The sequence below is a fragment of the Pseudomonas sp. GQ91 genome (genome assembly GCF_059758795.1).
Genome location: NZ_JCAXED010000004.1, coordinates 173,666 through 186,475, shown reverse-complemented (window position 1 = coordinate 186,475; position 12,810 = coordinate 173,666). Strand labels below are relative to the sequence as shown.

The 12,810-nt window shown below is 59.2% G+C and carries 10 protein-coding genes; all 10 read left to right on the top strand.

The window, feature by feature from the left end:
* Positions 1–89 precede the first annotated feature (89 nt).
* The 10 genes from AC6CIA_RS07730 to AC6CIA_RS07685 all read left to right on the top strand — a co-directional run bounded on the left by AC6CIA_RS07730 (position 90) and on the right by AC6CIA_RS07685 (position 12,799).
* Positions 90–2,294: a PAS domain-containing sensor histidine kinase gene (locus AC6CIA_RS07730; protein WP_498311356.1), complete on the top strand. Its 2,205-nt coding sequence runs from the start codon at positions 90–92 to the stop codon at positions 2,292–2,294.
* Between the two features lie 2 nt (positions 2,295–2,296).
* Entirely contained in the window at positions 2,297–2,656 is a 360-nt protein-coding gene (locus tag AC6CIA_RS07725; protein WP_498311355.1) for a response regulator, read from the top strand.
* 178 nt (positions 2,657–2,834) lie between these two features.
* On the top strand, positions 2,835–3,299 hold the full coding sequence (locus AC6CIA_RS07720; protein ID WP_498311354.1) for a hypothetical protein: 465 nt from the start codon (positions 2,835–2,837) through the stop codon (positions 3,297–3,299).
* A gap of 298 nt (positions 3,300–3,597) precedes the next feature.
* The gene (locus AC6CIA_RS07715; RefSeq protein WP_498311353.1) at positions 3,598–6,954 is read left to right on the top strand and encodes a type III effector HrpK domain-containing protein; all 3,357 of its coding nucleotides are present in this window, start codon (positions 3,598–3,600) and stop codon (positions 6,952–6,954) included.
* A gap of 446 nt (positions 6,955–7,400) precedes the next feature.
* The gene (locus AC6CIA_RS07710) at positions 7,401–7,562 is read left to right on the top strand and encodes a hypothetical protein (RefSeq protein ID WP_163006721.1); all 162 of its coding nucleotides are present in this window, start codon (positions 7,401–7,403) and stop codon (positions 7,560–7,562) included.
* Positions 7,563–7,691: 129 nt separating this feature from the next.
* Positions 7,692–8,639, top strand: coding sequence for a SctD/MshK family protein (locus AC6CIA_RS07705; RefSeq protein ID WP_498311352.1), 948 nt, complete (start codon positions 7,692–7,694; stop codon positions 8,637–8,639).
* Positions 8,636–8,998, top strand: coding sequence for a hypothetical protein (locus AC6CIA_RS07700; protein WP_165447467.1), 363 nt, complete (start codon positions 8,636–8,638; stop codon positions 8,996–8,998). Before AC6CIA_RS07705 ends, AC6CIA_RS07700 begins: the two co-directional genes overlap by 4 nt.
* Entirely contained in the window at positions 8,995–9,330 is a 336-nt protein-coding gene (gene sctY / locus AC6CIA_RS07695) for a type III secretion apparatus assembly chaperone SctY (RefSeq protein WP_498311351.1), read from the top strand. Before AC6CIA_RS07700 ends, sctY begins: the two co-directional genes overlap by 4 nt.
* Positions 9,327–11,465, top strand: a complete 2,139-nt coding sequence (sctV, locus tag AC6CIA_RS07690; protein WP_498311512.1) for a type III secretion system export apparatus subunit SctV — start codon at positions 9,327–9,329, stop codon at positions 11,463–11,465. Before sctY ends, sctV begins: the two co-directional genes overlap by 4 nt.
* Positions 11,465–12,799 (top strand): type II and III secretion system protein family protein, encoded by a 1,335-nt coding sequence (locus AC6CIA_RS07685; protein WP_498311350.1) that lies wholly within the window; start codon positions 11,465–11,467, stop codon positions 12,797–12,799. Before sctV ends, AC6CIA_RS07685 begins: the two co-directional genes overlap by 1 nt.
* The last annotated feature ends 11 nt before the right edge of the window (positions 12,800–12,810 follow it).

Genomic DNA, 12,810 nt, shown 5'->3' with positions numbered 1-12,810 from the left:
CGCATCGTTGGTTTACTCTCCAACAGGTTCGAAAGTTTGCCCAATCTACGAACCGCCGCAAACGGTAGAGTCTTGAACTGTCGCCTACCATGACGTTCTATCCGGGTGAGGGGCAGGAAAACACCGTGACAAATATCCAGGAACTTCCCGCCGAACTCAGTGAGTACGAGCGTCTGCTCTCGATGAGCATAGACACCCTTGATGCCTTTCCGGGCGCCGTCTATCTCTGCGATCAGGACGGCTGGCTCGTCAGTTACAACACAGAGGCGGCGCGGCTATGGGGAAGGACTCCCGTACTTGGACGCGGTGGAGACCGATTCTGCGGGTCGTATCAGCTTTTCTTGCCGGATGGGACGCCGCTCGCGGCGCAAGACTGCCCGATGGCGTCGACCCTGAACACGGGCGTCGAATCAAGAAATGCTGACGTAATAATCCAGCGCCCGGACGGCTCGCGTTTCGTTGCCCTGGTAAATATCCGCGCACTTAGAGACACACACGGCGCAATCCAAGGGGCCATCAACTGCTTTCAAGATGTCTCGGCGCACCATGCCATGGCGCAGGAACTCCAGCTTAAAAGCGCTGACCTTGAAGATTTTTTCGACAACAGCGTCGTCGGTCTTCATATCGTCAGCGGCGAGGGCATTATCGTGCGCGCTAACACGGCCGAACTCGCTCTCTTGGGATACGCAGCGCACGAATACATCGGGCGCCCTGTCACGGATTTCCATGCGGATGCGCATGTTATTGATGACATTCTCAATAAGCTTGGCAGCGGCGAAAGTCTGGAAAGCTACCCCGCGCGATTACGCGCCAAGAACGGATCCCTCAAGCATGTGCTCATCACGTCTAATGCGCGCATCAAGGAAGGGAAACTCTTTAATACCCGCTGCTTCACCGTTGACATATCGGATGTACATGCAGCAGAAATGGCGCGCCGCGAGAGTGACAGCAGACTTTCGGCAACTTACGAGGCGGCGACGATTGGCATTGCCGAGGCCGATTCAGAAGGGCGTTTACTCCGTGTTAACGACGCCCTCTGCGACATGCTGGGGCGTACGCGCGAACAGCTGCTGGCGATGACCTTCTTTGAATACACCCATGCGGATTCCGTAGAGCAGGAAGCCGGTCTTTACGCACGCCAGGTTGCTGGCGAGCTTGAGAACTACGTACTGCGCAAGCGAGCGTTCAAGCCGGGTGGCGAAATCGTCTACCTGGACATCCATAGTTCATCGGTGAGGGACTCGTCCGGCAACTTCCGCTACGGCGTACGGGTGATTCAGGATGTCACAGCGGCACATCGGATGGAGAAGCAAGTCCGGGAAAGCGAGCGGCATATGCGCGCGCTTCTCGAAGCATTGCCTGCCGCGGTGTACACAACAGACGCCGAAGGACGGATCACCTTCTACAATCGAGCTGCCGTCGAACTGGCGGGGCAAACGCCTCAGTTGGGCGATATGTGGTGCGTCACGTGGCGCCTGTTGAATGTCGATGAGTCTCCCCTTCCTCATGATCAATGTCCAATGGCGGTGGCGTTGAAGGAAAACCGACCGATACGGGGCGTCGAGGCGATTGCGGAACGGCCCGATGGCACGCGTGTACCCTTCATTCCGTATCCGACACCGCTCCATGACGCCAATGGCGAGTTGGTGGGCGCAATCAACATGCTGGTCGACATTACCGAGCGAAAGCAGGCGGAAAACCGGCAGAAGACCCTGATCGACGAACTCAATCATCGGGTCAAGAACACGCTTGTTACCGTGCAGTCCATCGCTGGCCAAACGGCGCGCAATGCAGGCAGTGCAGAAGAGGGTTACCAGCGGTTCGAAACCAGGCTGCTGGCGTTGTCCAGAGCGCACAATCTCTTGACCAAGCGCCATTGGGGGCAATCACCCCTGGAGTCCCTGGTGCGTGAGGTGGTCGCGCCAGTGTTCGGGCATGACCCCAGCCGCTTGTTGATTAAGGGGCCATCAATCGATGTCAATTCTCGTGTCGCGCTCAATCTCACCATGACGCTCAACGAGCTTGCGATCAACGCGTTGAAGCATGGGGCCATGAGGGTCGAGACGGGCAGTCTTTCCATTCTCTGGAGCACGCAGCCGCATGCGGATGGAATCATTCTTTCATTAGACTGGCGCGAGCATGGCGGGCCGAAGACATCAGAACCCACAACGCGCGGCCTGGGTCTGCGTTTGATGGCGCGTTGCATTGAGCGCGACCTGGATGGGAACTTCGAGCTCTCGTTCGCTCCAGAAGGTGTTGTCTGCCGCCTCTCATTCGTCATCGGAGCGCAGTAGCAATGACCTGTTTGAATGGACTCAGAGTGCTGGTTGTCGAGGACGAGGGCGCCGTTGCCATGTTGATCGAGGAGATGCTGGAAGACTTCGGATGCGTGGTGGTGGCATCCGTTGCCCGGCTCGCGAAGGCGCGTGAGGTTTCGCGGGTGATAGAGGTCGATCTGGCGATACTGGATGTGAACCTGGCCGGCGAGCTCGTCTTCCCCGTCGCCGAGATTTTGCGCGAGCGCAATATTCCCTTCATCTTCAGTACAGGATACGGCGTCACGGGGCTGCAGGACGAGTTCGCATTGCGTCCCGTGTTGCATAAACCGTTTTCGCAAAGTGACCTGGAGGGCAAGATCGGCATTGCGCTGAAATGACATGAGTGTCCAGGCCGAATCCCCTCTGTACCAACAGGCGCTCGATCAGTTTTATGCTGGTGAGCCAGATCGCCAAACTCTTCTCCTGCTTGGGCACTCAGCGTGAAGCCTTTAATATTACGGTCATGGCATTAAGCAATTATTGAGGACCTGAAATCCCTGCCAAGGAAGCTTCTCCATGACCACCGTCACGCCTTCAAGCAGCGCAACGCCTTCATCGCAGAAGAATTCCGCCTCTGCATTCGATGCTAAATTGGACATCGCCAAGTCCAGTCGGATTCTGGCCGACTACATGAAAGAACAAGGCAAGGGCGCGATCAGCGGTAATGAACTCTCGTCGCTGGCCAACGCTCCGTCCAAAGAGGTGCCTGCCGAAGTTTCGGCAGCCGCGGACTATATGACGCGCCATTCGGACGTCTTCACCGCCATCGAAACTCACGATGTGGCCGGTGCCGACAGTTACAGCGGCGCGTGGAACTTCGAGTGGGCGGCAGACGGCGGCCTCAAGGGTACGGCCACTGAAGCCCTCGCCAAGATGAGCGACGTGTTCGACTCCGCCATTGCCAAGTCTGCTCAAATCACTGAGTTGACCACCGTTGCCAAGACCGTGCTGGATTCGTCCAAACAGCGTCCTCAGAACTGATCCCTTCTCACCATCAGCCTGGCTCCTCCAGGCTGATCCCTCCGCACATCCGCCTGACTCTTCGACTGCGCATCCGGCCCTGATGAACGGGTGACTGGCGCATACGTTAGGTTGTAACACTATGCGGCGATACTCATTTTTCACCCTGTTGGCGCATGCAGATTCGATCATCCGGTTAAGACCCTGCTGATGGCAGGTTTATGCATATTCATGCTGGCTGATCTGTCGCGAATGGTGCCTCCCGTACGGGCTCGCGCCGGCGTTGCACTCATTTATGCTCTAGAAAAAGGAGTCATCAATGTCCGTTCAAGATGTCAGTTTTGTAGGCGTAACGTCCAAGCCACAAGACCCCAAGCTCGCCGAAGCCTGGGACCAGGCGATCAAGCAGGCCAAGGAGGCGGGCATTGAATGGGAGCGGCCAGAAGGCGACGACCGCTCGGCCCAGGACATCATTGATGACACGCCGGTACTCAAGAACCTGGGCAACCAGAGCGATGTGAAGGATAACCTCAAGGACCGCGTCGGCGATTTCGAGACTGACCCCGATGCGGCCTACCGCGCCAAGCAGGTGCTTGAGCACGTGGAAAAATATGATGAGGGGGGTGAACGGATCGCCAGCAAGGACATCGACAATGGTCGGGTCGATGGTTTCACAAAGGGCGGTGATGCCAAGCATGGCACCGAAGCAGGTCGCCTGCAGGACTTTGGCCGGCAAGGGTTCTCGCACCTTAAAGGTGAGCTCAAGGACCTGTCCAAGCCCGGTGATGATCCCCAGGCACGTGAACAGGCCGAGGCCTTGGGTATCAAGTGGGAGCGCCCTGAAGGGGATGATCGCTCCGCGCAGGACATTATCGATGACAATGCCTTGCTCAAGAATCTGGGCAACCAGAGCAGCGTCAAGGACATGCTCAAGGAGCGGGTCGGCGATTTCGAAAATGACCCGGACGCCGCCTATCGTGCGACCCAAGTGCTTGAGCACATCGAGACCCTCAATGGCGAGGGCGACAAGATTGCCGGCAAAGACGTCGGCAACGGCAGGGTCGATGGCTTCACCAAAAGCGGCGAAGCGAAAAATGGCACCGAAGCCGGTCGCCTGCAGGACTTCGGCAAGCAGGGTTTCTCTGCCCTCAACGGTGAAATCAAGGACTCTGCGTCGGCTGGCGACAACAAGGAAGCCCGCGAGCAGGCCGAAAAGATCGGCATCGTATGGAATCGCCCGGAAGAGGATAAGCGTTCGGCGCAAGACATCATCGAAGACAACCCGATGCTCAAGAACCTGGGGAATCAGAGTGGTGTCAAGGACATGCTCAAGGACCAGGTCGGCGATTACGAGAGCGATGCTGATGCCGCCTACCGGGCCGCGCAGGTCATGGACCGCATCACGATGTTCGATGACAAGGGCAATACCCAGTCCGGTGGTGATCTGTTCAACAGCAGTGTGGACGGTTTCACCAAGAGCGGCGAAGCCAAGCACGGCACCGAGGCTGGTCGCTTGCAGGACTTCGGCAAGCAAGGTTTTTCGGCCCTGCCGGATCTCAAGAAAACCGATGATATCGCCAGCTACAAGGATTACCTCAAGACCAATCCGGATGCCGACCCAGCGTCGCAGCAGATCGCCAAGTACGCAGCGATCCTCGATGAAAACTTCGATGCGATCAAGGGCAAGACCGGTGCGGGCAAGTACCTGACTGCCGACGACATCAAGGAGTACAAGAACCAGAATTCACAGTTGAACGAGGAGACCAAGCAGGCACTGGATTTCTGGTCTCAGCCAGGTGCTTTCAAGGTCATCGACAACGCCAAGAACCCATTGGACAATAATCCTGATGGCGATCTGAGCAGGGCCGATGTCCAGGGCTGGCTCAAGAGCGCCAATGTACCCAAGGATGCGACCTCCGCTATCACGCTGCTCTCGGGGATCGCCGGCAGCAATGCCTTGGCCAGGGTCGATACCGCAGGCTTGAACAAGGACGTGTTCGATCACCCGGATAAATATTCGGCAGAAGAAAAAGCCGCGGTTCTGCAGGATCTCAAGGCCGCCCAGCAACTGATCATCCAGGGCAGTGCCGCCGGAATGTGGAAGGACGACAAGTCGCAGGTCACGATTGCCAACAAGGTGCGCAGCCATCCCGATGCCCAGAAGCTGCTTGACGATGTCAACACGCACATCGAGATCCTGCAAAGCGACCCTGAGGTCAGTAAGTACATGAGCGAGCACGGCTCCAGCGAGTTGACCAAGCTGGTGGAAGACAACAAGGGGCTCAAGGAGTCCCTGCAAAAAACCTACGACGACCAAATCAAGTCCGGCAAGTCACTCGATACACTGTGGGAGGCCAAGTCCAAGGATGGCAAGACTACCCACACGGAAATTCTTGCCGAGTTCTTTGGTACGGCGCAGATCCTCCAGGGCGCGCTGGGCATCAATAATGCCGGTGAGATCCAGGCCGCGGTCAAAGGCTCCAAGGCCAATGCCGAGTTGGAAAGCTATTACGAGAAGTCACTGGTTTCAGGTGATCGCCTGAATGAACTGCTCAAGGACCATACCCCTGACGAAGCCATGAGTTCCTTCAGTCTCGAAGTCGCGCTTTACAACTCGGCGCTGGACCCCGAGTTCACCGGCAAGCTCGACACGAAGCTCAACGATAACTTCACCAGCATCGCCAAGGACAACGTCTTCAAGGATGCGTCCTTTGACGATATGAAGGCGGCCTTCGGCGTCGATGGCGGTAATGAGCTGGATGAGGAGAAGGTCAAGAAAATCATCGAGCAGATCAGCGAGGAAAACCCGCAGATGCTCGTCAATGCCGACGGCACCGTCGCTACGCCAGACCAGATCCTGGCTAACTTCAGGGGAGACTGGGACCTGCTTCGCCAGGGCACCAAGACCCTGGATGCGTTGGATGTATTCGGTAAGGACTCGTCGATCAAGGATGCATCCAACAAAGGCGTCCTGCACGGTGTGAGCGGGCTGTTCATGGCCGGCGTTACCATCGCCAAAGGCGCCAACAACGCCGGTAAGTTGACCGAGCGGCAGATCGTCGACATCGCCACCGGTTCGGTACAGTCCGCCACGCTCCTGGCTGAAGGGGGCCTGAAAAACTATCAGGACTACCTCAAGGATGTGAAAGGCAAGCTGACCGGTGACCGCCTCGGCGACCTGGGCAAAAAGATGGACGATCCGCTCAAAAGCGTGACCGCCAACCTCAAAGGTATGGAAAACGCGGCGAAGGGGATCGGTGGCATCGCGGCCATCACTGCGGGCGCCTACGGCATTTTCGATGGCGTCAAAGCGCTCAGGAAAGGCGATACGGTAGCCGGTGGCATGAACATCACGGCCGGTTCGCTGGGGGTCATGGCAGGCTTGGCTTCGGTGGCTGAAGTGGGCGCCAGCGCGATGAGCGTCTCGGCGGTTGCCGCTTCGCGGATCTCGATGATCGCGGGTGGCCTGGGCTTCGCGGCGGCGGGGGTGGCTGCGCTGGCATTGCTGGTCCCGGGCCTGATCGAGGAAGTCAAGCAGGAGAAGCGGGTGGGTAAGTTCGCGGATGCCCTGAGCGATTACCTGACCCAGTATGAGATCGACGGTGTACCGCACGGTGATATCTGGGATATCCCTTATGAGGAGTGGCCGGGTGAAGAGAGCACCATCGCTTCCTGAACCTGACACGCGCAGATAGCAAGTTTGTAAAAACGGGCGTAACTGTTTCAGTTATGCCCGTTTTTGCAGGTGGAATCCAATAAGACTAGGTAGAGTTGATTGCAACTGGCCATCAATGCTTAGTTGATAAAAATGGATGTTCTATTCAGAGAAGATCCATAGGTATTTATGGGTTATTTGTTCTTTCTATTCGTCTTTTACGTAGGGGGAATAGTTGATCCGACCCTCTGGTATCAGCGGCAAGAGCAGCTTATGTTGCCTGCCAAGGCTGATAGGGACCGCATGGCCGGTGTTTATGAGGCTGGTCCGATCAAGATAATAGTTGGCTTTGAGATTAAAACACTTGTTAGATGTTGAACTGTAATGTTCGGTCCCTATTCTTCGATTGGCAACATTAGTGGGCCGCTTGGCGGCGCAAGTATCTCTCATCGATTAGGAGAACCACCATGAGCACGACTCCCCCAGTAAGTTCCGGCAACGCTGACTCGGCTATCGCTAAAATGGAAGCCACTTTCAACATGGCGATCGAAAAGTCGGCCAAGATCACCGAGCTGTCCACCGCTAAGAAAGCTGAGCTTGACGCTACCAAACAACGGCCTCAGAACTGATGTCGTCATGCAGGCAGCCTCATGGCTGCCTGCATGTCTGTTCGTTGCCGCGCCAAGCCTTGAATACATGACAGCGTTATCTGCGCCTCATAGGTATTTGTCCGCAGGTCTTATTCCGGTAATACAACCATGACGGCCTTGACTTTCTTCGCCGCGGTCCCAGCCGTAGCCGCTACGGGCAAAGGGCTGCCGGTGCTTGGTATCACCCACGGTCTGCATCAGGGGGGTTGCCTGCCCCTGGACAAGCCCGTCTATATTCTTGGCTGTGCCGCAAGTGCTGATCTGTTGCTCAGCGACGCAGGCATTGCCGAACGTCATCTGGCGCTGCGTTTCAGCGCTGGCCAGGTGGCCGTCGAAGCGATTGGCGGCGACGTGTTTGTGTGCGCCCCCCATGCCCGGGAAATGCGCATTCCCGCCGGCAAGGGGCATCGTGCGCATTTGCCCGTGGATATTCGCATCGGCGAAGCCCGCCTGACCCTCAGTCGCGACACCGCATGCCTGGAGTCGATAGCGGCTCCAGCTATAACACCTGCCTGGCAGCGCAAGCCGCGGTGGATCATTGCCTTGCTGCTGATGTTTTTGTGCGTGGGCGCCTTTGCCTTCCGGGGCGAGCCGGTCTCGCCGCAGGCGTTGAACGACGCTGACAAGGCCGCTGCGCTGGCCGTGCCCGATGAACCGACGCCAACCACCGCGCAGGCCAAGGCTTGGCTCGAACAGCAGCTTGCCAGGTCAGACCTGCACCAGATCAAGGTCAGCGAGGTCGATGGCCAGCTCAGTGCCCAGGGGACTTATGGCCCCACCCAGAAAAGCCAGTGGCTTGACGTGCAGCAAGCCTTTGATAGCCACTTCGGCCAACAGGTGATGTTGCTCCCCGGCGTGGTGGCCCGCAACGAAATCGCCAAGCCCCGTGTGCGTTTTCAGGCGGTTTGGTTCGGCGATAACCCGTATGTGATCAACAACGACGGCGAACGCCTGTTTCCAGGGGCTGCGCTGGCCGATAACTGGACACTCGAACGCATCGAAAACCATCAGGTGATTCTCGCCCGTGGTGAAGAACGGTTCACGCTCACCTTATGAGAATTGATCCGGGTGCGCCCTTACCGACAACCGCCGAAAGAACCCCGGCGGTAGACAGCGTCCAGCCGGCCAAGGCGCGCCAAGGTGGGCGCTTCGAGGCGGTGCTGGGCCAGCGCGCGGTGTTGGCACGCCGTTCGCTGCGTGCCGAGATTGAGCAGTCGGGCATCGTTGAGGGCATGACGGCCGAGCTGTTCGGCAGTCGCCGCTCGATGGAGATTCTCGAATACGTCTTGGACAACGTGATTCCCACCCTGGATGCCGAGCCCGACATCAAGGTGTTGGCCCATGAACTGATCAGCGAAGAAATCGCCCTGCGCCGCTTGCTCGAAGAGCAACGCGCCGAGGTGATCGAGTCATGAATCGTCAAGAACAGGACTGCGTCGATCTGCTCAAGGGCATGGGCGAGTTGTATCGCCGTAGCGGCCAGTCGCAGCGTGCCTTGGTGCTGCTGTTGATCGCGGTGCAGATGGCGCCCGGCGACACTGCGTTGCTGCGCAATCTGGTCATGGCCTTTACCGACAGCGGCCAGGCCGAGCGCGCCCTGTCGGCGCTGGACCGCCTGGTCGAACTGGACGGCGAGTCCTCTGGCCTCTGGCTGTTGCGCAGCCGTGCGTTGTGGAGCGGCGGGCGCAAGGATGAGGCGCGCCAGTGTTTCAAACGTTATCTGACCGCCCGCAGAGCGGCGCAATAATGTTCTTCGACCGCCTCAACGCATTGGCCCGCATCGCCGCCCAGCGCAGCGACGTGATCGTCGTCGCCTTCATGCTGATGGCTATCGTGATGATGATTATTCCGCTGCCAACCTGGCTGGTGGATACGCTGATCGGCCTGAACATCTCGCTGAGCATCCTGATCCTTATCGTCGCCTTCTACATCAAGCACTCGGTGGAGTTCTCGGCACTGCCGCCGCTGATCCTGTTAAGCACGCTGTTTCGTCTGTCCCTGTCGATCACCACCACGCGTCTGATCCTGCTCGACGGCAACGCCGGGCACATCGTCAAGGCGTTTGGCGATTTTGTCATCGCAGGCCAGGTCGTGGTGGGGTTGGTGGTATTCCTGATCATCACCGTGGCCCAGTTCGTGGTGATCACCAAAGGTGCCGAGCGCGTGGCCGAAGTGGCGGCGCGCTTCACCCTGGATGCCATGCCAGGCAAGCAGATGAGCATCGACAACGACTTGCGCAACGGCGATATCGATCAGCATGAAGCGCGCCGTCGACGCTCGCGCCTGGAGCGTGAAAGCCAGATGTTCGGTGCGATGGATGGCGCCATGAAATTCGTCAAGGGCGATGCGATTGCCAGTCTGGTGATCCTGGCGGTCAACCTGCTGGGCGGCATGATGATCGGCATGGTCGAACGGAATATGTCGTTCGCCGATGCGGCGCACACCTATTCGCTGCTGACCGTCGGCGACGGCCTGATCGCCCAGATCCCGGCGCTGCTGATCTCGGTCGCGGCCGGTATGGTGGTGACCCGGGTCAACAGTGGCACTACCGAAGGCAACCTGGGCAGCGAGATCCTTCACCAGTTGGGTTACAGCGCCCAGGCCCTGGGCTTGACTGCTTTGATCCTGCTGGGCGTGGCGTTGCTACCGGGTTTTCCCGCCCTGGTATTTATCGGCTTGTCGGCGTTGCTGGGGGTTGCTGCATTCACGATCTACCGCCGCGACAAAGCGCCCCAGCCCGAGATTGCCGAAGGGGCCAGCGACGTCGCGGTGCTTGCAGACGAACCGACTGAACAGTACGCACCCCTGGCCAAGCCATTGGACTGCCGGGTGCTGCTGAGCATCGGCCTGGAAGTGGCGCAGGTGGCACCCGAACTGCCGCTGCGCCAGCGTATCGAGGCCTTGTGCCATGAGCTTCGCGGCGACCTGGGTATCGAGGTGCCGGTGCCGGACCTCTACATCGATCGCAATTTGCCCGCCAATGGCTTCGTGGTCGAGCTCGAGGGCGTGCCGATCAGCGAGGGCGAGATACCGGTCGGCTGCTTGATGCTCAAGGACGACCTGGTGCACGTACAACTGCTGGAAATCCAAGCGTTGGAGGCACCGTCGCCGTTGCACAGTCGCCCGGCGCAATGGATCGAGCGCGCCCATCAGGGGCTACTGGAGGAGGCCGGTATCGGTTTTCTCAGCGTCGCTGAAGTCCTGCGAGCGATCCTCGAGCGCAGCCTGCGCCGGAATGCCGCGAGCTTCCTGGGCATTCAGGAAACCCGCAGGATTCTGGAGCGCATGGAAGCCAGCTATGACGAGTTGATCAAGGAAGTATTGCGCAACGTGCCCTTGCAGCGCCTGGCGGAAACCCTGCGTCTGTTGATCGCCGAAGGCGTGTCGATCCGCAACCAGCGCGCCTTGCTCGAAGCCATGGTCGAGTGGGGCGCCCGCGAGTCGGACGCCGCGCGCCTGGCCGATCACCTGCGCGCCAGTCTGGCGCGGCAGATCAGCCACCAGTACGCCGACCGTAACCGTGTCATCACCGCCTTTGTGCTGACCCCCGCGGTTGAAGAGCAGTTGCGTGCTTATCTGCGCCGAGCCGACAACCCGCGCGAGTTGCTCAACGAGCATGCCAGCCGTTCATTGCTGACCCAATTGCGCACCGTGTGCGGGCACCTGGCCGAGGGTGATCGCAGCGTCCTGTTGGTCCACCCCGATTTGCGTCGCAGCCTGCGTCGGCTGGTGGTGCGTGGCGAGCTGGAGTTGGCGGTGCTGTCGTTCCGCGAGCTGGCCGGTGAGTACAACCTGCAGGCCATCGGCTCCATCAGCTTGACTGAAATTACCGATCGCCGGACAACCGGTGGTGCTTCCCTTACTTCAATGGCGACTGCTTAATGATGTGTTTTGCGCTGTTGCGTGTGCCTGTGTATTTCGGTTTCTGGATCGCTGTCGCGTCAGTCGTACTGCTGCCGCAACTGGCGCGTGCGCAGGCCATCGCCCCGGGCAGCAGGGCCACCCTGGATCTGGCTCAGGGCGAAGGCCGAATCCTGCATTTTCAGGATCCGGTCGAGTCGGTGCTGGTCGCAGAGCCTGGCATCGCTGATCTTCAGGTGGTTTCGCCTGGTGTGATCTATGTGTTTGGCAAGACGCCTGGGCAAACCAGCCTGATTGCCCTGGGCGCCGAGGGTGAAGAGCTGGCCAGCCTGAGTCTGGCGGTCAACCGTGGCACCCAGGCAGTGACCCGGCCGTTGCGGGATCTGCACCCCGGCAGCAATGTCCAGGTGAGCGCCGTCGGCAATCGCATGGTGACCCGCGGCATGGTCAACAGCGTCGGCGAAGCAACCGACCTCAACAGCCTGCTCGACACTGAAGACCAGGACTTTGGCTCAGCCCTCAACACGACCTCCTACTCAGGCTCGGCCCAGGTCAACCTGCGGGTACGCTTCGCCGAAGTCTCGCGCTCGGAATTGCTGCGCTACGGTGTGAATTGGAATGCCCTGTTCGACAACGGCACCTTTTCCTTTGGCCTGTTGACGGGCGGTGCCCTCGCGTCCGGCGCGGCTGCCGGCGCCTCCAATGTGGTCAGCGCCGGGTTGGCTTCGGGCAATGTCAACATCGATGCGATGCTCGAAGCGTTGCAAAGCAATGGCATCCTGGAAATCCTCGCCGAGCCGAACATCACCGCCATGACCGGCCAGACCGCCAGCTTCCTCGCCGGAGGCGAGGTCGCGGTGCCGGTGCCGGTCAACCGCGACACGGTAGGGATCGAATACAAGGCCTACGGTGTTTCGCTGATGTTCAACCCGACCCTGCTGCCCAACGGCCGCATCGCCCTGCAAGTGCGCCCGGAAGTCAGCAGCCTGATGGGCTCCAGCAGCGTGTCGGTCGGCGGCTATCAGGTCCCGTCGTTCCGGGTGCGGCGTGCCGATACCCGTGTCGAGGTCGGCAGCGGCCAGACCTTCGCGATTGCCGGATTGTTCCAGCGCGAGAGCACCCAGGACATCGAGAAAGTACCGATGCTGGGCGAGATGCCGATCCTCGGCAATCTGTTTCGCTCCAAGCGCTTTCAGCGCAACGAAACCGAATTGGTGATCCTGATCACTCCGTACCTGGTAGAACCGGTTCGCACACGCGCCCTGGCCACGCCGCTTGATGTCCAGCTCACGGGCGCAAGCAACACGTCTGGCGGACCGCGCAGCAGCGACATGTTTGGTTTCTACATCAATTGAGCCAGGAGCGA

Excerpts from the sequence above, each read along its gene's own strand:
- AC6CIA_RS07730 (WP_498311356.1), top strand. The coding sequence starts at position 90 with ATGACGTTCTATCCGGGTGAGGGGCAGGAAAACACCGTGACAAATATC.
- AC6CIA_RS07725 (WP_498311355.1), top strand. The coding sequence starts at position 2,297 with ATGACCTGTTTGAATGGACTCAGAGTGCTGGTTGTCGAGGACGAGGGC.
- AC6CIA_RS07720 (WP_498311354.1), top strand. The coding sequence starts at position 2,835 with ATGACCACCGTCACGCCTTCAAGCAGCGCAACGCCTTCATCGCAGAAG.
- AC6CIA_RS07715 (WP_498311353.1), top strand. The coding sequence starts at position 3,598 with ATGTCCGTTCAAGATGTCAGTTTTGTAGGCGTAACGTCCAAGCCACAA.
- AC6CIA_RS07710 (WP_163006721.1), top strand. The coding sequence starts at position 7,401 with ATGAGCACGACTCCCCCAGTAAGTTCCGGCAACGCTGACTCGGCTATC.
- AC6CIA_RS07705 (WP_498311352.1), top strand. The coding sequence starts at position 7,692 with ATGACGGCCTTGACTTTCTTCGCCGCGGTCCCAGCCGTAGCCGCTACG.
- AC6CIA_RS07700 (WP_165447467.1), top strand. The coding sequence starts at position 8,636 with ATGAGAATTGATCCGGGTGCGCCCTTACCGACAACCGCCGAAAGAACC.
- sctY (WP_498311351.1), top strand. The coding sequence starts at position 8,995 with ATGAATCGTCAAGAACAGGACTGCGTCGATCTGCTCAAGGGCATGGGC.
- AC6CIA_RS07685 (WP_498311350.1), top strand. The coding sequence starts at position 11,465 with ATGATGTGTTTTGCGCTGTTGCGTGTGCCTGTGTATTTCGGTTTCTGG.